Here is a 22,682-nt window from a genome sequence, read left to right on the forward strand (position 1 = left end):
CAATACTGTTATAATTTAAAATTTTTTAGGATTTGTGTTATAATGAAAATGGTAAAATTTTGAAGGTGGCGGTAGGTCGATGAAAATTTTGGTAGACGCTGATGCCTGCCCTGTTAAGGAGATTATTGTCCGGCTGGCGAGTGAAAGAAACCTTCCTGTCACCATGCTGATTGATACCAGCCATGAAATTCATGACGGTTACAGCAGGGTCATTACCGTCGACAAAGGGCGCGACAGCGCAGATATCCGCCTCGTTAACCTGATTGAAAACGGCGATATCGTTGTTACGCAGGATTTCGGCGTAGCAGCGATGGCTCTTGCCAAGGGAGCAAAGGTACTGAATCAGAACGGCATGATTTACGATAATTCCAACATGGACCGTCTTCTTTTTGAACGCGCGCTCGGCCAGGAGGTTCGGCGCGCCGGGGGAAGAACCGGGAAAATTAAAAAACGCACCAAACAGGATGATGAAGCGTTTACGCGAGCGCTTTCCCGCATGATTCGGGAAAGTCTTTGCTAAAATTCTTTTTTATGGTATAATACCTGTGTTTTGCTTGAAAAATAAAGACGTGGGGTTGAAAATATGTTTGATTATGATGTCATAGTAATCGGAGCCGGCCCAGCCGGCATTTTTACTGCTCTGGAAATGGATAAGCTTGCCCCTGAAAAACGGGTGCTTGTGGTTGATTCCGGTAGCACGATCGACCGGCGCGCCTGTCCGGCAAGGACCTCCGGCCAGTGCGCCCACTGCCCTACCTGCAATATTATGAACGGCTGGGCGGGTGCGGGCGCGTTTTCCGACGGAAAGCTTTCCCTCTCGGAAGAAGTCGGCGGGAATATTACCGACTACATGCCGGTTGCAAAGGCAAGGGAACTGATTCACTATGCCGATGAAATCTATCTGCATTTCGGAGCGCCGCATAAGGTGTTCGGGAAAAGCGACAAATTTGCGGAGAAAGTGTCCTATGAGGCGCGCAGGGAGAATATCCGGCTGATTCCCTGCCCGGTACGCCATATGGGTACGGAATATTCCTTCGAGGTGCTGCGCGGCATGTACCGTTATCTTTCCAGCCGCCCGAATTTCGAATTCCGGGAGCATACCACGGCGGATACGATTGAAGTAGAGGGCGGAAAAGCGCAGGGCGTTTGGCTTGTCGATTCAAAAGGGGAGCGCACGCTGGTTCGCGCGCCCTATGTCGTTGTTGCCCCGGGGCGCGGCGGTGCGGACTGGCTGGCGCGTATCGCGCAGGAGAACAATCTTGCTACAACGAATAACGAAGTGGATATCGGCGTCCGCGTCGAAGTTCCGAACGCCGTGATGGATCATCTGACGAAAAATCTGTACGAAGCCAAACTCGTTTATTATTCGGATACGTTTGAAAACAAGGTCAGGACCTTCTGCATGAACCCCGGCGGAATCGTCAGTGAAGAACATTACGACGGGGGAATTGACGGCGGAATCGCCGTCGTGAACGGCCATTCCTATGCGGACGAGGATAAACACAGCGAGAATACGAATTTCGCCATGCTTGTTTCCACCAAGTTTACCGAACCGTTTAACCAGCCGATCGAATACGGCCGGTATATCGCGCAGCTCGGCAATATGCTGACCGGCGGCGGGATTATGGTGCAGCGGCTCGGCGACCTGCTTCTCGGACGGCGCACGGATTACACAAGGCTGAGTAAGTCCACGACGATTCCTACCCTGAAAAACGCGGTTCCCGGCGACCTTTCGTTTGTGCTGCCGCATCGTCATCTCACCAGTATTGTGGAATCCTTACGGGCGTTCGACAAGCTTGCCCCTGGCCTGTATTCGAAAAATACGCTGCTGTACGGCGTGGAAGTGAAATTTTATTCCTCAAAGATTTCCGTGGGTAAAAACTTTGAAACGGCGATTCAGAATCTGTATGCCGTCGGAGACGGGGCCGGAATCACCCGCGGCCTGATGCAGGCTTCCGTAACCGGCGTTGTTGTTGCGAGAGACATTGCCGGAAAAAAAGAAGATAAATAAACCGACAGCGAACCTGAAAACCGGGTTCGCTGTTTTTTATGCATGGAAAAAAAGCTGAAACATATAATTTGATAGATATGCCGTCCTTTTTAAACCAAAATTCTTCTTATAGCAGTTTCAAATAAAAATTAGAAAGCAAAATGTTATCTTCCCCCGCCCTTGGCGGGGGAAGATAACAAAATTTATTCCATCCCGTTTTTTGAAAATGCTTTCATTATTATAAAATTGCTTGAATAGGCTGGCATGATAAATGAGGGGGAGGATACTTTTGCCTGAATGTACATTAAATTATTTTATCCGTTCCAATAGCTCCAGGGGATATGCAAGCTTTTTCCAGTCGAATTTCAGCCGCCTGCGTACGGTTGTCCGTTTAGACGGCTATCCGTCCGTCGCAGTGGCGGACATTGTCGGCAATATTTGTGCGGACGCGCTTGAAAAGGGATTTCATGCCCAGCTGATTCATAACTGCCTGGATAATTCGCTCGAGGGCGTGATTATTCCGGAGAGAAGCGCCGGTGTGATCAATTTCCCGCTCTACGACGAAGAAGAATATTGTATTGCCGCTATTTTGAACGATGACAACCTGAACCTGACTTTTGCGGGTCTGGAAGCGGCGCGCCGTCACTTTGCCGCGGCGCTGGAAATCCACGATCGATGGGAAAAGATCTATATTTCGAATATGGATTTTGACGCCGCAAACAAGCTGGCGGCCAATACGATTGAAAAGGTGGTCGGAGGAAATACGCTTCCGAAGCAGGGGGAGCAGATTCATCGCTTTTTCGGCGCGGCTACGATTGACGGTTCCTTCGACTATATCGACGGCCTTACCTCCCACCTTGCGAAACGGTATTTTATCAAAGGGCGGCCCGGTACGGGCAAATCTACTTTTTTACGCAAGATTGCCGATTATGCTTCTGCTGCGGGGTTTGAAACGGAAGTTTATCACTGCGCGTTCGACCCGAACAGTCTGGATATGATCGTTTTAAGGGAACTTAGCCTGTGCGTATTCGACAGTACATCCCCGCACGAATATTTTCCTTCCCGCCCCAGCGACGAGATAATCGATATATATAAGGCGGCCGTCGTAGACAAAACCGACGAAAAATACCGCACGGAAATTGCCGCGATTATGACCGATTACAAGTCGGAAATCGCAAAGGCTACAAAGCAGCTTACCCGTGCAAAGAAGTATTACGACGAAGTCCAGCGGGGGATTCTTTCGAAAATCAGCGCCAAGGCGCTTGGCAATGCGGAAAAGAAAATCCATAACAAGATTTTCGAAGACGGATGATTTGAATCACTTTGGGCGGCTATGGTTTGACCATGCCGCCTCTTTCTATGTCTTCCATGCCACGGAGAGGATAAGATGGGAACCTAATTGACAATTTATTTTGCTGCCGGTAACATTGTCTGTTGACAAAAGGTGAAAAACGGGTTATAGTGTTCCTATAAAGAAACACTATTGGGGGAATTGCATGGATACGGCTGAATTACTGGGCTATTTCGGGCTTACCCGCCAGGAGTCGGCGCTTTATCGGATGCTTTGCTCCGAAGGAAGAATGACAGGATACGAAGCGGCGAAAGCAACGGGAATTTCGCGCTCGAATACGTATACGGCGCTCGCCGGCCTTGTGGAAAAGGGCGCAGCGCTTATCGAAGAGGATACCGCAACCCATTATCTTCCGGTGCCCGCCGAGGAGTTCTGCGGCAACCGGATTCGCCGCATGCAGGAGTATGCACAGCGGCTTACGCGGGTTCTTCCGGAAAAAAGGGAAGAAGCCGAAGGGTATATCACCGTTAAGGGCGAGGAAAATATCTTCGACCGAATGAAAAATATGATTGATGAGGCGAAGGAACGGGTTTATCTCGCCGTTTCGGAAAAAACGCTTTCAAAGCTGATGCCGCAGATCGAAGCGGCTGTCGCGCGGGGGCTGAAGGTCGTTATTATTACCGACCCGCCGTTTTCGCTGGACGGCGCGCAGGTTTATCACACCAAAACCAGGCAGTATCAGGTTCGGCTGATTGCGGACTCGAAAAACGTTCTAACGGGCGATACCGCGTCCGGTTCCGAATCCACCTGCCTGTATTCGAAAAAGCGGAATCTGATCGAGCTTTTTAAAGAAGCACTGAAAAATGAAATCACTCTGATAACAATGATGGAAGGAAGCGGATTGTTTTGAAAGAACCGTTTGTAACATTGGAACAGTTAAAAAAAATTGCGGCACAGTACCCCACCCCTTTTTACCTTTATGATGAGAAGGGAATACGGGAAAATGTGCGAAAGCTGCAAAAGGCGTTTTCCTGGAATCATGGGTATCGGGAATATTTTGCGGTAAAAGCGACGCCGAATCCTTCTCTTCTTCGTCTGTTAAAAGAAGAAGGCTGCGGCACGGACTGTTCGTCTTTAACGGAGCTGATGCTCGCGGACGCCGTCGGCTTTCACGGCAGCGATATTATGTTCTCCTCCAATGATACCCCGGCGCAGGAATTTGAACTGGCTAAAAAGCTGGGCGGGGTCATCAATCTGGACGATTTCACCCATATCGACTATTTAAAATCAACGGCGGGCATTCCGGAAACGATCTGCTGCCGCTACAACCCCGGCGGAACCTTCCAAATCAGCAATGCGATTATGGACAACCCCGGAGAATCAAAATACGGGTTTACCTATGACCAGTTGAAAGAAGGATTCCTCAAACTGCGTTCCTATGGCGCGAAACGGTTTGGCCTTCATGCCTTTTTGGCAAGCAATACAACGGACGACGCGTATTATCCGGCGCTGGCGGGTATTTTATTCCGCACAGCGGTTGACCTGTACAAGCAGACGGGGATTGCCGTTTCCTTTATTAATCTGTCCGGCGGCGTGGGCATTCCCTACCGTCCCGAACAGAAACCGGCGAATATTGAGAAAATCGGCGAGGGAGTCCGCAGGGCCTATGAAGAAATTCTGGTGCCGGAAGGACTTGGGAATGTGGATATCTACACCGAACTGGGACGCTATATTCTGGGGCCGTACGGCTGCCTTGTTACGGCGGCAATCCATGAAAAGCACATTTACAAGGAATACATCGGCGTGGATGCCTGTGCCGCCAACTTAATGCGGCCGGCCATGTACGGGGCGTACCATCATATTACGGTAATGGGAAAAGAAAACGCGCCCTGCGACCATAAATACGATATTACCGGAAGCCTTTGTGAAAACAACGACAAATTTGCTATTGACCGTATGCTTCCCAAAATCGACAGGGGCGATTTGCTTGTCATTCATGATGCCGGGGCGCACGGCCATTCCATGGGTTACAATTATAACGGCCGTCTGCGTTCTGCGGAGCTGCTTCTGCGCGAGGACGGTTCCGTCGAATTGATCCGGCGTGCGGAAACCCCGATGGATTATTTTGCAACCCTCGATTTTTCCGAAACCTTTCAAATATTGAAAAAACGCAGGGAAGAGCTTGGAATAGAATAGTCCATACATTTTTTTGAAATGAATTGACATTTTATCGAGATAGGATAAAATAATCACGGGGAATGAAGTTCTCCCGCAGCGGGTGCTAAAAGTGCTTTTTAAAGCTGATGACTTCTATGGCATACACAGCAGGCGTCGGCTTTTTTCTTTTAAGACTTCCGGATTTCTTCAGAAAAGTTTTGGGTGCAGGAAGACAAAACGGCAGCCATTGCAGCAAAAGGATTCCTTTCACTGCAATGGCTGTCGTTTTATGTTTCTTTCGGCGGGAGTGTCTGCACGGAAACGCCCGAAACATTTGTTTAATATGAATTCATCCTTTTTCTTTTCGTCAATCTTCTGCCAGCGGATATAACTTCTCATTTTCGCGGCGAATTCTTTCTTCAATCAGGCTGAATATTTTTCTTCTGTCTGCAAGGAAAGAACTCTTATTTTGGAGAATTTTAAAGGGCGTATTATACTGTTGGACAAACGAACCGAACCGTTCCGCAAGGCCGCCCATTTCCTGATTAAACTCCTTCGCCGTGTCCCTCACTTCCGGATTGCCGCTTTGCATAAGCGCGGGATAAAGAAATTTATCTTCCGACATCAGATGCATTTTCAGTTTTCCGGATAGGGCATTGATATGGAAAGCAATGTCATTTACTTTTGCCTCGGGGTCGGCGGAAATCAAAGCGTTTATGTTTTTGATAAGCTCCTGAATTTCCCCGTGCTGCTTTTTTAACATCTCCAGATTGCTCATAATTTCGTCCTCCTTTATACTCGGGATTATGGTAATATTATACTGTGCTGTTAAGGAAAATTCCGTTGCGGATGCAACGGAAATATCTTTATGTAGCTGACAACAGTCTATAAAAAGCAAAATGAACGGCGGCCTGTTTTTCGTGAAGGCCGCCGTTCGCTATTTTCCATGCGGAAACGAAACGTTATTCGACTGTAATTACCGAAACAGGGCATCCCTCCTGCGCTTCCACGGCTTTATCTTCTGATTCTTTCGGGACATTTTCCTGATAAACTTCCGCCACCCCGTCATCGGCTATCCGGAAAACCTCCGGGCAGGTTTCCGCGCAGAGCCCGCAGGAAATGCATCCGCTTCTGTCAAGTTTCGCTTTCATAAAATTCTCATCCTTTCAAAAACAGTTTAAAATAGGCTTGTCACTGAGGGAATACAACCGTCAGCAGCATCTTGAATTTTCCGTCCGCCGCTACGGCGTGCGGGATTCCCGCCGGCATCACAATGGTTTTCCCTTCGGCCAGTGAAAATTCCTGATCGCCAACGGTAATATGTGCCGTTCCTTCCAGGACGGTCACCATTGCGTCGCCGTCCGATGAATGCGAGCTGATCTCTTCATTTTCATCAAATGCGAACAGTGTGATGCTTACGGCTTTGTTCTGCGCAAGAGTCCGGCTCACAACCTGCCCCTGCTGGTATTCAACCAGTGCGGGTAACTCCAATGCGCTCTTGAATTCAATATTCTTTAAATAATGCGTCTCCATACTTGAATCACCTTTCTTCAAAAATTTCAAGATTACTTTGAAACCAGGCGCTTTTCCCCTTTGATCTCCTGAATGGGCCGGATATTCTGGGTCACTTCCAGCACGCCGAGATACTCGCCCTTTTCACTGCGCACGGCAAAATACCGGATGAGGATATACTTTTCGCCCATGTCGATCCAGAAATCTTCACTCTCTTTCCGTCCGGTTTTGAAATCCTCTACGAGCTTTTCCACGATGTGCACACTTGCCGGGGGATGGCAGTTGGAAACCTTCCGGCCGATAATCGCCTTTGTCCGGGGAAAGACGCGCTCGGCTCCCTGCGAAAAATACTTTACGGTGTCATCCTTGTCCACAAAGGTAATGTCGATGGGCAGGGTGTCGAGCATCCGGACGAGTTCTTCGGTTCTCAGCACTCCGGTCGGCAGGGCAATGACACCCGGCGCGGCTTTTTCCTGCCGCACGGTTTCGCCCTCCTTTTTCGAGGCTGGTGACCAGTCGGGCACGCGGTCAATCAAGCAATAGCCAAGTTCGCCGCTTTCCTCGGCAATGCGCTTCCACTCGTCCTGTGTCAGGTTTTCGAGCAGCATCGGAAGCATGATGTTCTCTTCTTTAAAAATCATCTCGCTGATTTTTGCAAACAGTTCCTCAATTGGCCCCTTTAAATGCGAAAGATCGGCTGTTTTCAGCTGCGTGTTTATTTCTTTCAGCTGTGCGCGGATTTCGTCATCCACGCCCCACATCACCTTTGGCGGGGCGGTAATGCCATACTGCTCTAAGTAGGGGAAGAGGAGGTTTTCTTTTTTCAGATAATGGCGATCGATTTCGGTCAGCCGCCCGAGCGCTGTTTTCCCATCGTTGCCGCCGGACGGTTGGGCAATCTCTTCCCGAATCTCTGCGATCAATTTTTCAATGGCTTTGTTTTCACGTTTGAGGGTATTGGCCGGATGTCCGGGAATCTCCGACGGGTCGGATGGCTGATGAATTTCCTCAATCGAGCCTTTGAAGACAGCCGCGTGCACATCGCAAAGGCGCTGAATTTCGGAAACCGGCAGGCCGTTCGCGACAAGAGCCTGCTCCGCCTGTGCAATTTCCTCCGCGGATACTCCCCCAAACACGGCGGCAAATTGCCCTTTGACCTCTTCAACACTTTTGCCGTCGTGCAGTTGCGTGATCAATTCTTTCAGGACTTTTTGCCGATATTCCCGGTTGTTGATTTCCTCACTCATGTGGATTCCTCCTTTATTTTGTAGCCGTGTTCCGCAAAAGCCTGTTTTATGGCTTCAAGGTCGAAATTTTTCATTTTTGCGCCTTTTGGAATGGTCACGAACCTGCCCGCTGTTGCGAGCATTCCGGGCTTTGTGATATCCCGGAACCCAGCTGCTTCCAATAATCTAGTGATTCCCGGATCATCGCTGCATAATTCATACACCGTCTTATTTAAGTCCAGAATTTTGTCTTTCATATCGAATACCTCCCGCGGTCTGTTTTTGATTTCGTCCTTATTGTAACAGGCTGCGGGAGGTATTTCTGTGATTGCAATCAAATTTTTATATTTTATGGGTAAATTAAAAATCGGCGGATTTTCCGGCCGATGCCTCCAGCATACTGCGATCCAGCAGCAGGATGCTTTTGTTTCCGTTCGAGCGAATAATCCCTTCGTTTTCCAGCAGACCAAGTTTCCGGCTGACTGTTTCACGCGCGACCCCCAGATAATTGGCCATGCCCTCGCGGCTCAGCGGAAGATGGATCAGTGTGCCGTCCGGCACGGAAGTCCCGTATTTTTCCGCAAAATCAAGGAGCAGCGCGCTGATACGGTTGTCGATACTGCGAACCCCCATGCTTTGCAGGGCGCTTTCCATGCGGGAAATCCGTTCCTCCAGCTCCTCAATAATTTTTATTGCAATCTCCGGATATGCGTGAAGCAGCTCATGGAAGCTTTCCTTTGTAAAAGAGCATGTTTTGACCGGTTCCAGCGCTTCCACCGTGTAGGCGGATACCTGCCTGCCAAAAAGATTGCGTTCCCCGAAAAAGTCTCCTTCGGAAAATACATACAGAATCTGTTCCCGGCCGTCCGATGTAATCTTGAAAGCCTTGACGCTTCCCTCATTGACGATCACAAGGGCATCCGGCCGATTTCCCTCGGAAAAAAGCGTTTCTCCTTTCTGATATTTTTTATGGCGGATAATAGAAGCAATATGGGTCAGATCATCCTGACTCAGGGATGAAAAAATCGGCACCTTGTGCATGCAGAGCTTATGTAAGCATTGTGCGCCGCATACGTCACATTTCTCCATGAATCGTGTCACTCCTTTTTTAACAGTCTGCTTTTCCTTTATCACTCGGTGTGAAGCCTTTTCAGCGCTTCCATATTTCGGATTGTTATGTTTTTAGCGTCAAAGGCAATCAGGTTTTCATCGCGCATTTTCTTCAGTTCCCGGGACAGGGACGGCCTTTGGACCCCCAATTTTTCAGCAAGCTCCTTTTTGGATACTCCCAATCGTATCGTTGTATTTTTTTGAACGCGGCATTCATAAAGTAAAAATTCGATAATGCACTGGCGGATTGTTTTCATGGAAAGAGTTTTAATTTTTCCTGCCAGAATCAGTGTTTTGTCGGAAATCGACTGGAGAAAGTTTTCCAGAAATCCGCTGTTGCTTTGGCACAGGGACAGAATCAACTCTCGGTCCGCGTGAAGAATATCCGTATCATATTTCGCGGTCATTGTCATGGGATACGGATTGTTGCGCGAGAAAAGAAGGTTTTCGCCTATGGAATCACCGGCCATAAAACTGCAAAGCGTGAGCATATCCCCGTTTGAATCGATTTTTTGAACCAAAACCGTCCCGCGTAAAACAATGTCCAGACTGACACACTTTTCGTTTTGAAAGTGTATCACAGCGTTTTTGGCATATCGTTTGACACGGTAATGCTCTTTTTTAAAAAGCATCGATAATTCTTCGGTTGAAAAGCACCGGAACAGGCTGGTTGATACAAGCATTGGAATGAAATCTTCCATCATTTTCTCATCTTCTTCATAAAGAGTAACCTATGTTACTCTTATTTTTGTTGCTTTCGATTATAATACAAAAAGACAGGAAAAGAAAGGAGAAAATTTATTGGTGGAAGATTTATTTTTTAATCAGGCATCCAAGCCAATTTCGATATTCGGTGAAAAAAAGTCAGGTTTTCAGATGGCCGATTTCTCTATGAGGGGGGGTCTGGGATGAGTTTTATTCAATTTGAAGGGGTGGAACGGGAATATATTGTAGGAGACAGCGTTATAAAGGCCGTAAAGGAAGTCAGCTTTTCCCTTGAAGACAAATCGTTTAATGTTGTGCTCGGGCAAAGCGGAGCGGGAAAAACAACCGTACTGAACATGCTGGGCGGCATGGATTCGCCGACGAAAGGGGCAATCACGGTAAACGGCGAAGATATATCAAAGCTGGGAACAAGGGAATTGACTACGTACCGCAGGGATAAAATCGGATTTGTGTTTCAGTTTTATAATCTGGTTCCCAATTTGACGGCATTAGAAAATGTGCAGCTTGCAGAGGAAATCTGTAAAAATCCGCTGGATGCAGCGGAAATGCTGGAGCGGGTGGGTTTGGGAGACAGAAAGAACAATTTTCCGGGGCAAATGTCCGGCGGAGAGCAGCAGCGGGTATCCATCGCCCGGGCGTTGGCAAAGAATCCGCAGATTCTGCTTTGCGACGAACCTACCGGCGCGCTGGATTCCGGTACCGGGCGTATTGTACTGAAGCTGATTCGCGACATAGCCCGCGATATGGGAAAAACGGTGGTGGTGGTCACGCATAATGCTCCCATTGCCGAAATGGCGGATACCGTCATTCATATGCGGGATGGGCAGATCAGCGAAATCCGGCATACCGAGCATCCGCGGCCGGTGGAGGAAATTGTATGGTAAAGGGCGCGCTCATTAAAAAATCCATCCAGGATATGAAAAAAAACCGGTCACAGTTTCTGTCGATTTTTATCATGGCAGCCTTGGCCATCGGCATATCGGTTGGGCTGGACACCATATGGACCACAATTGACGCCCACTCCCAAAACTTTTATCAAGATACCAATATTTCGGATTTCTGGGTAGCGGCTTCCAATCCATCCGAACTGAATCTATGGAGAGTCCGGAATATAAAAGGCGTGCAGAAGGCGGAAAAACGTTTCACAGTGAATAACGCTACGGCCCGTATTGACGGAAAACCTATCTTACGGGTATACGCAGTTCCGTCGGAAAACACATTGGATATGTCCTTGATTATGTCCGGGAAAAAGCTCAGTAAGCACGGCGCAATCCTTGATCGTTCCTTTGCGCAGGCCAATCATCTCTCTGTTGGGGATCCTCTTACCATAGAGGTGAATGATAAAAGAATAGACACTACCATTGAAGCGCTTGCCCTCAGCAGCGAAAATATCTATGCCGTGAAAGACACTGCTTCCATGATGCCTGACCCGAAGGGATACGGATTTATCGTGATCGATGAGGATCGAATTGCCTCCGCTTACGGAGGACGGAAACCCTATAACCAGATTGAGGTTCGGCTAGCGCAGGGGGCGGACGCTGCGGAAATACAGAGCCGGATGGACTCCATCTTCGGGAAAAAGCTCAACTTTGTGATGGCTCAAACCGATAACCGCGGCGTTAATTTCGCAAACGCCAAGGTCATCCAGTTCCGGTCGTTTGCCACGGTGTTTCCGTTTATGTTCTTTCTGGTTACCGCCCTAATCACCTTCAGCACAATGATGCGGCTGACGGAAGACCAGCGCAACCAGATCGGAATATTGAAGGCCCTTGGCTACAGCAAAAAAAGCATTTTATGGCATTATACCTCCTACGGCGTTTTTGTCGGAATGGCAGGAATCCTCGTGGGAATCCTATTCGGGCCGAACGTGATCGGCAGGCTGCTGCTTTCAAAAATCAAAAACCTGATGACGTTTCCCGTCGAGGATATGGTTATCAACATTTCAAAATTTCTTTTCGGCGCTTCGATCATCATGACTTTTACCGCAGGAATCTCTTTTCTTTCGTGCCTAAAGCTTCAAAATGAAGCACCGGCCGAATTACTGCGGACCAAAATGCCTAAAAAAGGAAGACATATTTTTCTGGAGCATTTTCCTCATGTCTGGAATCATATGAAATTCAGCCAAAAACTGACTGCGCGGAATGCTATGCGCAATAAATTCAGAATCGTTGTAAGCATTCTTGGCGTCTCAGGCTGCGCAGGACTGATTATCGGCGCCCTTGCCCTGTTTGATCTGGTATCTGGCATTCCGAAAACACTTTATGAAAAAACATACTCTTATGACCAGAAAGTGATTCTGGACAGCGACACCACCGACAGGGCCATCCGGAATTTGAATCTCGACGGAATCGTGCAGGATATGGAGGAAAGTTCCGTCCAGCTTACAACGCAGGAAGGGCTGCGGAAAGTGACCGCCGTTTCCGTCTTTTCCAAGGAAAGCCCGCTGATTCATCTTAAGGACGCGGAGGGGAACAGCGTTACGCTTCCCGATACGGGAATTGCCATGACGAGGAAACTGGCTGAACTCATGAATGTAGAAGTCGGTGACATCGTAAACCTGAAGCGGAGCAGCGACACATACTATCCTGTTACCATCATGAAAATCGTCTATATGCCAAGCGCGCAGGGAATCTATATGACGGACGGCTACTGGCAGGAAATCGGCGAGAATTTTCGTCCCACCGCGCTGTTGGTTCAATGGAATAAGAAGGATAACGACTTTCTAAACAGCGGCTACATAACAAGCTATACGGACAGGACAACTCAGAAATCGGATTTTGAGGGGAACCTCAGCGCAATCTTCGGCACTTCCCTTTTGCTGATTGTGTCGGGCACGGTTCTGGCTTTTGTCGTGCTCTATAACATGGGAATGCTGAATTTCGCCGAACGGGTAAGGGATCTGGCCACGCTGGAAGTCTTGGGCTTCCATCAAAAAGAAATCCGGCCGCTTGTACTGACGGAAAATATTGTTTCCACCGTAGTTGGGATTTTTTTGGGAATTCCCATTGGGAAATATCTTGCCGGTACGATTGCCGGCGGGTTCGGCGACGACTTCGATTTGATCAGCCGTGTAACCCCGGACAGAATTCTGATTGCGGCGGCGATAACGCTGACGTTCGCGGCCATTGTAAACCATATTGTACGTAAAAAGATAAAATCCATCGACATGCTTCAGGCGCTGAAGAGTGTAGAATAATTGATAAAGGAAGGTCCTGTTCAGTATGAGATTCGATAAGAGAAAATATTTAGCGGCATTGACCATTGTACCGCTGCTGTTCTTTTCCGGCTGCCAGAAGAACCAGCCGGCGGTACCGGCAAATACGCCTGTTGAAAGTTCCGGGCAAAGCGGAGATATTGTCGCTTGGGGCGAAGTCAAATACAGCGACGTATACCAGATCAGCATCGACTTTCCGGCACGTGTTGAAAATATCGCCGTTAAGCAAGGGGATTCTGTAAAACTCGGCAGCACACTGATTACGCTGTCCACCGACGATTACCAGAAAACGGTTCAGAAATTGCAGACGCAGGCCGATTCAGCGAAAGCTTCCGCCAATCATGTCGACCACGCTGCACTGAAAGCGGATATTGCGGTGCTAAAGAATCAAATTGCCTACAAAACAAAAGAGCTCAGCAATGGAAGAAAACCCGAGCTGCAATTGCTGCAAAACACCCTTTCTCTTGCACAAAAAGAGGAAAAGCAGGCCCAGGACGACCTGAACAAATACCAAAAGCTGCTGAGTGAAGGCATGATCTCCGAATCCGATTATAATAAGTATTCCGATGTACTGGATCAAAAGACCAAAGCAGTAAAAGATGCGAAGAATAACATTACGAAAACCAGGCGTGCGCTCCAGGAGGAGCTTGATAATCTTAACACTCAGTTAAAAAGCAAGGAAGTTCAGCTCAGCCAGCAGGAGAACAGCGCCAATGCCGCACAGCTCGATCTTGATCTGATGAACGCAAAAACAAAGAAGCCCTATCTTTCCGGAAACAATATTATTTCCAATCTGAATTCAGGAATAGTAGAGGAGATCAGCGTTGTCAGGGGTGCCATCATCAACGGCCAGACAGCTCAGAAAGTAATCAGTCTGATCGACGCCGACAGCATCTATGTCAGCGCGGAGGTTCCGGAGGAATTCATCGGGCAGATATCCGCAGACAGCAAAGTGTATATTGTCCCTGCATCCAACAAGGATATGAAAATTCCGGGGCATATTCTTCAGATTCCAAATCAGGCGGTGGAAAAGGATGGCGACCGTATCATAAAGGTCCAAGTCAAAGCGGATGAAAAAAGTGATTTTATAAAACCGGGCCTGACTTCGGATGTGCATTTTTCCAGAGAAAGCAGCGTAAAGGGAATGAAAGGAAAGATCAATTGATACCGGTACCTTTCATATTTATAGGTAAGGAGGAATTCTCTTGAAAAAAAGAAAATCAATCGCAGCAATTGCTTTGGCAGCGTTGCTTTCCCTGAACACGGCGGTGCCGGCATTCGCGGATGATACAACCGCCTATACGATTGAATATCCGAAAGTGGAACAAACGGTTTTAGGCGGCAATTTACAGGTAAGCAGCAATGATTTTTTGCTGAAAAGCTTAGATAATCAAAGTGAAATCAAAGAAAAATATTCCCAGCTTTCCGATATGATTTCAAAAACATCTTCCAGTCTGGCGGCGATCATCGGAAATCCACAGGCCTCGGAAGAATTAAAGACGGTTGCGCAGGGTACGAACGTGGCGCTCTCAACCCTTTCTGCTTTTCTGAATGCACAGGAAGATATTTCGGATGATGATTATCAGCTCAGGGAACTTCAGGCAGACCTTGCGGATTATCAGCTTGTAAGAACCGCGCAAAGCCTGTTTTCGGTACATTATCAGCTACAGTACAATCTACAAAAGCTGACAAATACCCGCGCGGTTTTGCAAAACAACGAAAAAGCCGCACAGAAAAAATACGACTTGAAGCTTGGAACGGCTCTTGCCGTTTCCCAGGCGAAAGATGCACTGGCTGAGATGGACAACAGCATCACCGGCCTTCAGAACCAGTCAAAAGAGATTGATACGCAGATGAACCGGCTTTTAGGCCATTCCTACAGTGACTCCATCACCTTTGGTTCCATGCCGGACCCGGATACCTCTTATGTGAATAAAATCGATCTGCAAAAAGATACTGCGGCGGCACAGGATGCCAGTTATAATGTGCAGATTAAACAAAAACAGCGCGCACTGCTGGGTGACGAAACGATCGAAGACCGCGACCGGAAAAGATCGATCGGCAACTTAACCGAAGCGGAACTTCAAAATATCGGGGCGTCGCTCGAAAAGCAGCTTCATATGATACAAAGTCAGCAATCCGTGCTCGCAGCAGCCGAACAGAAATTGGAAACCGCAAAGCTTTCTGAAAGCCAGGCACAAAAAAAATATTCTTTCGGCTTCATGTCCTCCATGGAATATGACAATGCAAGGAATGATACCTTTGCGCAGGATTTCGCCGTTAAGACCGCTTCAGCGGAACTTTTCTGGGAGATCGAATCCTACAAGTGGATTGTAAGAGGGCTTCCTATGTCTTGAGAATAGAAGAATTTTCCGAATGGCTTTGTCAGTAGCCTTTTTCGAATTGGAACGACCATTACCCCCTTTAGGGGCTGCCGGGAACAGGCTGCGCCTTTGGCGCCACGGAAGCCCCACCGACTTGTCGGTGGGGCTCTATTGTGTCATCCGAAATCCCCCCGGCAAAGTATAGGTTCGTAAAAAACGGACCTCTGCATCCTATGTCGGGGGGATTCTTTGCAATAGCTGTTGTTTTTAAGGTTCAGTTCAGAAACGGGCGGTCATTACTCCTGATTCATTAAATTGTTTAACTGATCGGCAAGGCGAACGGAATCCTGTATAGCGGCGGATACTTCTTCCATTGCGCTCGACTGCTCCTGGGTTGTATGTAAGGTAATATTCGAGTTGTTTACCGTTTCCTTTATGGAATCCTTGATTTTTTTCGTGAGCTTCATAATGTGTTCGGCCGTATCGTTTGAGGTTTGGGATAAAGTCTGGATTTCCTTTGCAACGACGTCAAATCCCCTTCCGGCTTCTCCGACACGCGCCGATTCTATCGATGCATTGATTCCCAGGATTTTGGTGTAGGATGCAATCTTTGTAATGGATTTTAAAACATCATTAATTTCTTCCGTAACGGTTTCCACCTGCGCTATCTCGTCATTCAGTTCCTGCTGCTGGCCCGTAATATTTTGTGCGGAGGTTGCAAGCTCTTCCAGAGTGGACGAAATCTCGATAAATTTATTTGCCAAATGCTTGGCAAGCTGTTCCAGTTCAATTTTTGCGTAACCGTTTTTTGCCAGCGTATTTACAACGATAAACAGAACTTCCGCGGCGGCGCTGATATTTTTCATATCCGTAACATTGACATTTTTCACCGCTTCGACCAGTCCGCCCTCGCTGACGTCAATCTCCTTTGCGACTTTACGGTAATAATCCTCTTTCGGTTTTTCCGACAGTACCTGTCCGCCCAAAACCGTTCCGATCAATTCGTTATTAATAATAATCGGTGCGGCAAAGTCGATCAGGCCCGCATGGCAGGGGCCGACAAACGGCCTGCCGGTACGGGCGGCCGTCTCGCCCATGCGGTGGTGGGATTCGGCACAGCGGCGGTCGCCGATGGTGGACTGATGAACAAATCCATCACAGAATCTTGTATAGGAACTGGGCCTTGTAACGGGGGTGCCGTTTCGATCTACGGTTACACTGGCACAGTTCATTCCAATTGCAAAGTTATCCTGGAATTTTTGCAATAAAGGAATGTCTACAATGTCGCTTATTTCAAGCGCTTTCATGTCAAGTGTGCCGTCTTCATTTACTTTTTTCATAATTTCTTCCCCTTGTATTTTCTTATTCCATCGTTCCGTAGTAAGATGCAAATATTATAATTTGCAATCTGAAGTTTTGCACAGAATTTTCAACGATTCTCCCGCTTTATGCATTCGGATAGCACTTTTCGAGGAGGGAAAGAAAGGCTTCCATGTATTCCGGCAAATCCTGCGGCCGGCGGCTTGAAACGATATTGCCGTCCACAACCACGGGCTGATCCAGCCATTTTGCACCCGCGTTTTCCATATCGTCTTTAATGCCCGGTGTGCTGGTAACATTTTTTCCATCCAGTATATTTGCGGAAATTAAAACCCAGCCTGCGTGGCAAATCTGACCGATTGGTTTATTCTGCCGGTTCATTGAGCGAACGATTGCAAGGACTTCCGGAAAACGCCGGAGTTTGTCCGGAGCCCAGCCGCCCGGTACCAGAAGCGCGTCGTAGTCCTCGACGGCAATGCTGCCAAATGCGTAGTCGGAAGTGGCAGGTACGCCGTATTTTCCGATGTATTTTTCACCGGCTTTTTCCCCGACCAGATGAACGGTTACACCTGTTTCCCGAAGCCTTAGAACGGGATACCACAATTCTAAATCTTCAAAGTCGTTTGCAATAAAACAGATCGCTTTTAACCCTTTTTTCATAGACTTTATCCTCCTTATTGTTTTTTTATTTTCGAATTCCATTATTCCTGATTTTATTCTCATATTATATCATAATACCCGGGCACCGTCATCTTTTTACATAAGAAAAAACCTTGTGATTCTATGCCTTTTTGTAAGGGTTCCGTTGCTTTCAGGCGTTGGATTGCTATTGCAGGGCAGAATGGACTGGGAAACAAATGGTGGACGTACAATGGACATTTATGACAGAGTAAGCACAGGGCTGGCCGGTTAAGCTTTGCCCTTGTCCGGAATGTTCGTAAAGGGAAGGCGATAGATTGGAAAGCGAGTCTACAGGAGTTTGTCGGATTTACAGCAAACTTTGAAAAAAATAAGAAGTCATAAAATAAATTTCAAAAAAAACTTGCATTTTACCGCTGAATGTAGTAGAATATATCTCGCTGACATGTTAGACCCCGCTAAGATATAGGTGTTGATGACCCCAACGGGACACAATATATGGGATAACAAAGCCCAATATCGTTAGAACATGTCGATATTTTGATGCGGAATTGTGTAAAGGTAGCACGACAGACTCTGACTCTGTTTGTGAGGGTTCGAATCCTTCTTCCGCAGCCATGGCCCCCAATCGGGGCCGAATTTTTCGAGGTGTGGCTCAGCTTGGTAGAGCGCTACGTTCGGGACGTAGAGGCCGCTGGTTCGAATCCAGTCACCTCGACCACAATAAACGAAGGGTAAAAGTGTAGGCTTTTACCCTTGTTATCATAAAATTATATGTTCTTCATGAAAGCAGAGCACATAATTTTATGATAAAGATACGTATTATGTAGTATCTCTACCATAAAATTTGCTTGTCATCCGGAAGCCGTTCCTGCCACGCATAATCACATTTCTGGTGCAAATATGTTCCCTGGCGTTATTCACGGGGTTCAGTGGCCTGCTTCTAATCAGAGAAATGAATTCTCTTCATGATCGCCGCAAACTTGATGTAAACTCCGGTATCACTATCCGGCAAGCGTATTGATAGTAAATCGACACGAGCATTTGAAGTGCAATTTCAAATGTTGGTCTTAATTTACTAAGTATTGTCAAAGTGCGCCAACCTCTGCGCAGCGGCTTGTACAGCCGTGTTAAAGAGGTACACAATGATTTACATTGTGGAATGTGATGGAAAAAAAGAAAGTCTGCACCCTCACGATCCAATAAGGGTACAGACCTTGACATGTATCCGAAATACGTGTTAAAATAGCACGCATAAACGGCATTCACAAGTCATAACGGGTCTAGGTTACCCTTATGGCGCATGGGAGCTAATCGTTTGCTGACGATTGGTTCCCTGTGGATGTCTTTTTTTATTTTCCACTTAAAGGAAGTATATACCAATATTAGAGAAAAATCAAGATTATTTTTATTATTTTTAAAGAATTTCTTATAGAGGGAAAAAGCGGAACTGGTTCCGCTTTTTATATCGTTCGTCGTAAAATGTACTTTAGCTGAAAGGCATACTCTTTGAGTTTGTAATATAAATATTTAAATTTTTCTAATAACCATGCAATAAAAATCGGGAAATAGTGACCAAAGGCTGCTACTAATAGAGACATTAGTAATGTTAGCCAATCACCACCTGGTTGCTTATTAATTAAGCATACTATGGAGAACCCCACCCCCAAAATACCAGAAGCTGAAATAATCCATGCTATAACTGTTGAAATTCTTACTGAAACTTCAAACAGCCAAGTAAATAATGAAAAAATAGGTAGGCATGGAAAGATTAATATTCTCATAATAATGACGATTATTTTAACCGGTAGGCTATGTTGCATAAACTTCAATCGTACATACTCTTGATATGTTACGGGGATTGAAACGCTTCCATCATCACTATAAACAGCATCATTCTCATGGGTTTCCTGCCTTGGATTGTCATATTCTTCTCGTTTCTGAGGGTCGCTTAATGTTTCATAAGCTTCTTGAATCATTCTGAAAAAAGTCGCCGCATTTGAAGCATTATTTACATCTGGGTGATATTTTTTCACTAAAGTCCGATATGCTGTTTTTATTTGTTCCTGTGTTGCATGTTCATCTAAACCCAATACCTCATAATAATTTACCATATGGACACCCTCTCGCTAATAATACATTGTATGGTAAATTTTATCACTTATTGGAAAAACTCGCAAGAATTATGTCGCATTAGGAAGTAAAAGCGAAACCAGTTCCGGTTTACCGTTCTATATGAAAGTCCTCGCGCTTAATGTGATTTTTCTGACTTTTCTCCCTGGCATCATCAATCCGATCTTGCAAGGATATTTTTTCGGATGAAATGCCTTCTCCTTTATTTAAATCAAAGTCTTTTTGTTCTTCTAACATGATATGCTCTATTCTGTTGATATCCGGCTGCGTAGGAGTGAATTTCACTCCATGCCGCAGAAGCTTGATTATTTTTTTAGCATTTACCTCAATTTGTAGTAGCAATTTGGGATCTTTGATTTGAAATTCACCATAAATATTTTTATATACGCCCATTATGTATTTTGGCAGGATTGGAAACATGTCCTGATATAAAAAAACTTGTTTTTTTCCGCTTACAGCAATGATCTGAATATGATTAGAGGGTTTATGATGTTGCTTTTTCGCTGCAATGATCCGCTCATATTTACTAATCTGTGAGCTGCATGGAATCAGCCAAAGGAGTCCTGACTCCGGATCCTGAAATGCGTAATAATGTGGCCTGTAATTTTGCTCTTTGTTTACTTTTAAAAATTTGTCTTCCACCGCGGCAAAAAACTCATCCTTGACAAAATATAGCTTGCCCTTTTCGATATTATCCATTTTTCATCACCTAAAAATTAAGCCTCTGCCGTTTTCACAGCAGAGGCTCAAATACTTAATCGCTGCCTATTTATTACACGCATGGCAGTTAGCGAGGTACGAATTCATAGCCTATTTATTACACGCATGACTATCAGCGAGGAACTTAATCTGGCAATTTATCATGCCACTGCTATTATTATACTCGAAGCGCGGTTTTATGTCAATGATTCTTTTCAGACAGTTATAAAATTTTCATAAAATCGCCGCGGCAAGATGATTATGCCTGTCGCGGTTCCAATCAGCCATACCGTATCGTTTATTTTCAGGCCAATGCTTTCCATCCAGCCGGGATGAATATGTACGCTGGAGAGGAATACGTTGCGGACTGTTTCATTTTCGCAAAGCGTTCCGGGACGGAACTTGCGGAAATCCAGCCTATCCGGATATTCACTCCGAATTATCCAGTCATGTTCCGGATTAATGTCATACTGCGCCCAGAAAGATTTGGGAATGTAAATGACACTTCCCTTGAATATTTTCAGCGGGATCCCGAAGATTCGATTTACATCCGAGCTTTCCCAGGGATTAATCCTAACCTGGATGCAGTCATCGGCGGCCATCAGGAATGCCTGACCTCCGATTTGGACGTTCTGGCTCCTAACCCATTGCATCGGCAGATTCAGCCGGCCGATGGTAACCTGTTTGATTTCCGTATCCTGAACTTCCGCGGATTCAGGGAAAATATACAGGCTGTCTTCCAGGCATTTCATCCGCACCCGGCCGTCCCTTGGAATGCCATAGTATTTACAGAGTCCCTGATCCAGGACGATCCGGAACCGATCTGAAATCGGGACGGGAAGGCCGATTATATTCACTTTATTCACTTGAAATCTCCTTTTTCGAATTTGAAAGTTTTTTAACTCAAGAAAGAAAACGGCGCCGTTTATTCATGCAAATAAGCGCAGCATCTCCTGATAAAACTGATTTTGCAAGCCCGCTATTCTTTCCTGCATTCTGAATTGCGAAAAATCCTCCTATACCACCCAGCTACCTTAGAGAATAGTCTTATATCTCTTAGGTTTACCGTAACCTTCGTTCTGGACATAGTTCTTGGGGTGTCATCGGTGATATTGGGGAGGGTGTCATGAAACCCGGTAAAAAAGGAAGGCTGAAACGGGGGGCAGGTGGAACTGCTGCCGGCAGAAAAAGCTTGCGGTGTTTCAGAGTGCTTTTGACCGCAAAATACCGGCATTTCCCGGCATAAATTGTGTGCAGTTGGTGTTCCTTCAGGTTCGAAAGATTCCGGTCGTGAACGGTCGCATTCCGGTTGCACTGGAGCCGAGGAAACAGGTTTTTCCTCTTTTCCGGAATCTGCGTTTGCATCCGGACCGGTGTCTTTCCGCAGGATGTATTTATTTACGCTGGTTCCATTGTTTCCGTACACGTCGGCGCGGGTTTGCGGAACAACCTCAATCAGCCCTTTCCGGCACAAAGTGGAAATGGCTCTCCAGACGGTCGATACGCTGATTTCGCAGTCGGCGGCGATTTCCTTTTTCGACGGCATACATTCCCCGTCTTTACCGGCGCGGAAAGTAAGATAAGAATAGACTTTTATTTCATTCGCAGTCAAAGGATGCTTGAAAACACCCAGACCGCATTTAAATAGGCGTGGAGGGCTCTGTTTGCTGTTTTCTTTGGATTTGGATATAGAATCATGATTTTCATTACAGATTGAATCTGAGGGCATTTCAGAGGGCATCCGGAGCTGTGGGTTATCTATCAGTATGTATTCATTGGAAGTCTGACGGCCATTGTCAAAACGCCGGCGGATCTCCAACAGCCCTTTATCGCACAGAGTCCGGAGCGCCCGGACAACTGTGGATTTACTCACATTGCAGAATCGGGCGATGTTCTCCTTCTTGTAATAGCTTTTCCCGGTTGATACATTATTGACCCGGCAGAGAAAGTTATAGATAACAGCCGTCGAATGGGATAAGCCGAATACTTCCGAATTACATAGATAGAACGCTTCCATTTGATTCCCTCCGTAAAATAAAGGAGGCACAGAGAACGTTTTCCCTGTGCCTCCTGTTTTATATTGAATCAGCAATGAGCTGATAACTTGATGATCTCCTGTAAAAGCTCGCCAAGGCGGATAAGATTCGGATAATCAAAGCCGCCGCACTGAAGGCCGGTTTTGTAGGCCCTGGCCAGTTCTTTCTTGGATAATCCGCATTTCTCCAAATCGTTCAGCACCCTCCGAGCCATGCCCTCGGCGGAGTCGATATAAGTGATACTGTCAAGCGTCAGCAGCTCATTTTTCTTTTCCATAACTTATCCTCCTTTTCTGCCGGCAAAG

At 46.6% G+C, this 22,682-nt stretch carries 23 protein-coding genes, 2 tRNA genes, 1 pseudogene and 1 riboswitch; of the genes and pseudogenes, 11 read left to right on the top strand and 15 right to left on the bottom strand.

Annotation, left to right across the window (positions count from 1 at the left end; translation table 11 throughout):
- Positions 1-79 precede the first annotated feature (79 nt).
- The 5 genes from OUY18_RS00945 (at position 80) to OUY18_RS00965 (ending at position 5,477) form a co-directional block, all read left to right on the top strand.
- Positions 80-520, top strand: a complete 441-nt coding sequence (locus OUY18_RS00945; RefSeq protein WP_268056834.1) for a YaiI/YqxD family protein — start codon at positions 80-82, stop codon at positions 518-520.
- A gap of 63 nt (positions 521-583) precedes the next feature.
- Positions 584-2,011, top strand: coding sequence for an NAD(P)/FAD-dependent oxidoreductase (locus OUY18_RS00950; protein ID WP_268056835.1), 1,428 nt, complete (start codon positions 584-586; stop codon positions 2,009-2,011).
- A gap of 268 nt (positions 2,012-2,279) precedes the next feature.
- Entirely contained in the window at positions 2,280-3,302 is a 1,023-nt protein-coding gene (locus OUY18_RS00955) for a hypothetical protein (RefSeq protein ID WP_268056836.1), read from the top strand.
- 184 nt (positions 3,303-3,486) lie between these two features.
- Positions 3,487-4,191, top strand: coding sequence for a TrmB family transcriptional regulator (locus tag OUY18_RS00960; RefSeq protein WP_268056837.1), 705 nt, complete (start codon positions 3,487-3,489; stop codon positions 4,189-4,191).
- Complete coding sequence (locus tag OUY18_RS00965) at positions 4,188-5,477, top strand: diaminopimelate decarboxylase (RefSeq protein WP_268056838.1); 1,290 nt, start codon at positions 4,188-4,190, stop codon at positions 5,475-5,477. Before OUY18_RS00960 ends, OUY18_RS00965 begins: the two co-directional genes overlap by 4 nt.
- 49 nt (positions 5,478-5,526) lie before the next feature.
- A riboswitch (Fluoride riboswitch) is annotated at positions 5,527-5,601 on the top strand.
- 204 nt (positions 5,602-5,805) lie between these two features.
- On the opposite strand, the gene OUY18_RS00970 is transcribed toward OUY18_RS00965, so the two are convergent.
- The 7 genes from OUY18_RS00970 to OUY18_RS01000 form a co-directional block, all read right to left on the bottom strand.
- On the bottom strand, positions 5,806-6,216 hold the full coding sequence (locus OUY18_RS00970) for a hemerythrin domain-containing protein (RefSeq protein WP_268056839.1): 411 nt from the start codon (positions 6,214-6,216) through the stop codon (positions 5,806-5,808).
- Positions 6,217-6,400: 184 nt separating this feature from the next.
- Positions 6,401-6,589, bottom strand: coding sequence for a ferredoxin (locus tag OUY18_RS00975; protein ID WP_268056840.1), 189 nt, complete (start codon positions 6,587-6,589; stop codon positions 6,401-6,403).
- 40 nt (positions 6,590-6,629) lie between these two features.
- Positions 6,630-6,971, bottom strand: a complete 342-nt coding sequence (locus OUY18_RS00980) for a cupin domain-containing protein (RefSeq protein WP_268056841.1) — start codon at positions 6,969-6,971, stop codon at positions 6,630-6,632.
- Between the two features lie 32 nt (positions 6,972-7,003).
- A complete protein-coding gene (locus tag OUY18_RS00985) occupies positions 7,004-8,197 on the bottom strand; it encodes a DUF438 domain-containing protein (RefSeq protein ID WP_268056842.1) in 1,194 nt (397 codons plus the stop codon).
- Positions 8,194-8,433 (bottom strand): DUF1858 domain-containing protein, encoded by a 240-nt coding sequence (locus tag OUY18_RS00990; protein WP_268056843.1) that lies wholly within the window; start codon positions 8,431-8,433, stop codon positions 8,194-8,196. The genes OUY18_RS00985 and OUY18_RS00990 overlap by 4 nt, the downstream gene beginning before the upstream one ends.
- 103 nt (positions 8,434-8,536) lie before the next feature.
- Complete coding sequence (locus OUY18_RS00995; protein ID WP_268056844.1) at positions 8,537-9,265, bottom strand: Crp/Fnr family transcriptional regulator; 729 nt, start codon at positions 9,263-9,265, stop codon at positions 8,537-8,539.
- A 41-nt stretch (positions 9,266-9,306) separates the two neighbouring features.
- Positions 9,307-9,990, bottom strand: coding sequence for a Crp/Fnr family transcriptional regulator (locus OUY18_RS01000; RefSeq protein ID WP_268056845.1), 684 nt, complete (start codon positions 9,988-9,990; stop codon positions 9,307-9,309).
- A 204-nt stretch (positions 9,991-10,194) separates the two neighbouring features.
- Here OUY18_RS01000 and OUY18_RS01005 point away from each other — a divergent pair, with 204 nt between their 5' ends.
- From OUY18_RS01005 to OUY18_RS01020, 4 genes are read left to right on the top strand one after another with little or no spacing between them, the layout of a single operon-like run.
- Positions 10,195-10,896, top strand: coding sequence for an ABC transporter ATP-binding protein (locus OUY18_RS01005; protein WP_268056846.1), 702 nt, complete (start codon positions 10,195-10,197; stop codon positions 10,894-10,896).
- The gene (locus tag OUY18_RS01010) at positions 10,890-13,208 is read left to right on the top strand and encodes an ABC transporter permease (protein ID WP_268056847.1); all 2,319 of its coding nucleotides are present in this window, start codon (positions 10,890-10,892) and stop codon (positions 13,206-13,208) included. Before OUY18_RS01005 ends, OUY18_RS01010 begins: the two co-directional genes overlap by 7 nt.
- Positions 13,209-13,233: 25 nt before the next feature.
- Positions 13,234-14,391, top strand: coding sequence for an HlyD family secretion protein (locus OUY18_RS01015; protein WP_268056848.1), 1,158 nt, complete (start codon positions 13,234-13,236; stop codon positions 14,389-14,391).
- 40 nt (positions 14,392-14,431) lie between these two features.
- Positions 14,432-15,583: a hypothetical protein gene (locus OUY18_RS01020; protein WP_268056849.1), complete on the top strand. Its 1,152-nt coding sequence runs from the start codon at positions 14,432-14,434 to the stop codon at positions 15,581-15,583.
- 263 nt (positions 15,584-15,846) lie between these two features.
- On the opposite strand, the gene OUY18_RS01025 is transcribed toward OUY18_RS01020, so the two are convergent.
- Both OUY18_RS01025 and OUY18_RS01030 read right to left on the bottom strand, forming a co-directional pair.
- Positions 15,847-16,890, bottom strand: coding sequence for a PocR ligand-binding domain-containing protein (locus tag OUY18_RS01025; RefSeq protein WP_268056850.1), 1,044 nt, complete (start codon positions 16,888-16,890; stop codon positions 15,847-15,849).
- Positions 16,891-16,996: 106 nt separating this feature from the next.
- Positions 16,997-17,530: a type 1 glutamine amidotransferase domain-containing protein gene (locus OUY18_RS01030; protein WP_268056851.1), complete on the bottom strand. Its 534-nt coding sequence runs from the start codon at positions 17,528-17,530 to the stop codon at positions 16,997-16,999.
- A 523-nt stretch (positions 17,531-18,053) separates the two neighbouring features.
- Between OUY18_RS01030 and OUY18_RS01035 the strand changes: the two genes are divergently transcribed.
- Positions 18,054-18,127: transfer RNA gene (locus OUY18_RS01035), tRNA-Gln, on the top strand.
- A 26-nt stretch (positions 18,128-18,153) separates the two neighbouring features.
- A tRNA-Pro gene (locus OUY18_RS01040) sits at positions 18,154-18,230 on the top strand.
- A gap of 742 nt (positions 18,231-18,972) precedes the next feature.
- Here the strand turns inward: OUY18_RS01040 and OUY18_RS01045 are convergent.
- The 6 genes and pseudogenes from OUY18_RS01045 to OUY18_RS01065 form a co-directional block, all read right to left on the bottom strand.
- A complete protein-coding gene (locus OUY18_RS01045; RefSeq protein ID WP_268056852.1) occupies positions 18,973-19,623 on the bottom strand; it encodes a DnaJ domain-containing protein in 651 nt (216 codons plus the stop codon).
- A gap of 109 nt (positions 19,624-19,732) precedes the next feature.
- The gene (cptIN, locus tag OUY18_RS01050) at positions 19,733-20,341 is read right to left on the bottom strand and encodes a type III toxin-antitoxin system CptIN family toxin (RefSeq protein WP_268056853.1); all 609 of its coding nucleotides are present in this window, start codon (positions 20,339-20,341) and stop codon (positions 19,733-19,735) included.
- A gap of 215 nt (positions 20,342-20,556) precedes the next feature.
- Complete coding sequence (locus OUY18_RS01055) at positions 20,557-21,207, bottom strand: hypothetical protein (protein WP_268056854.1); 651 nt, start codon at positions 21,205-21,207, stop codon at positions 20,557-20,559.
- A 113-nt stretch (positions 21,208-21,320) separates the two neighbouring features.
- Complete coding sequence (locus tag OUY18_RS01060) at positions 21,321-22,160, bottom strand: helix-turn-helix domain-containing protein (protein WP_268056855.1); 840 nt, start codon at positions 22,158-22,160, stop codon at positions 21,321-21,323.
- A 9-nt stretch (positions 22,161-22,169) separates the two neighbouring features.
- Positions 22,170-22,358, bottom strand: a pseudogene (locus OUY18_RS13830) (helix-turn-helix domain-containing protein); the annotation flags it as partial.
- Positions 22,359-22,426: 68 nt separating this feature from the next.
- Positions 22,427-22,654: a hypothetical protein gene (locus tag OUY18_RS01065; protein ID WP_268056856.1), complete on the bottom strand. Its 228-nt coding sequence runs from the start codon at positions 22,652-22,654 to the stop codon at positions 22,427-22,429.
- Positions 22,655-22,682 lie beyond the last annotated feature (28 nt).

It is taken from the genome of Caproiciproducens galactitolivorans (assembly GCF_026672255.1).
Taxonomy (GTDB): Bacteria; Bacillota; Clostridia; order Oscillospirales; family Acutalibacteraceae; genus Caproiciproducens; species Caproiciproducens galactitolivorans_A.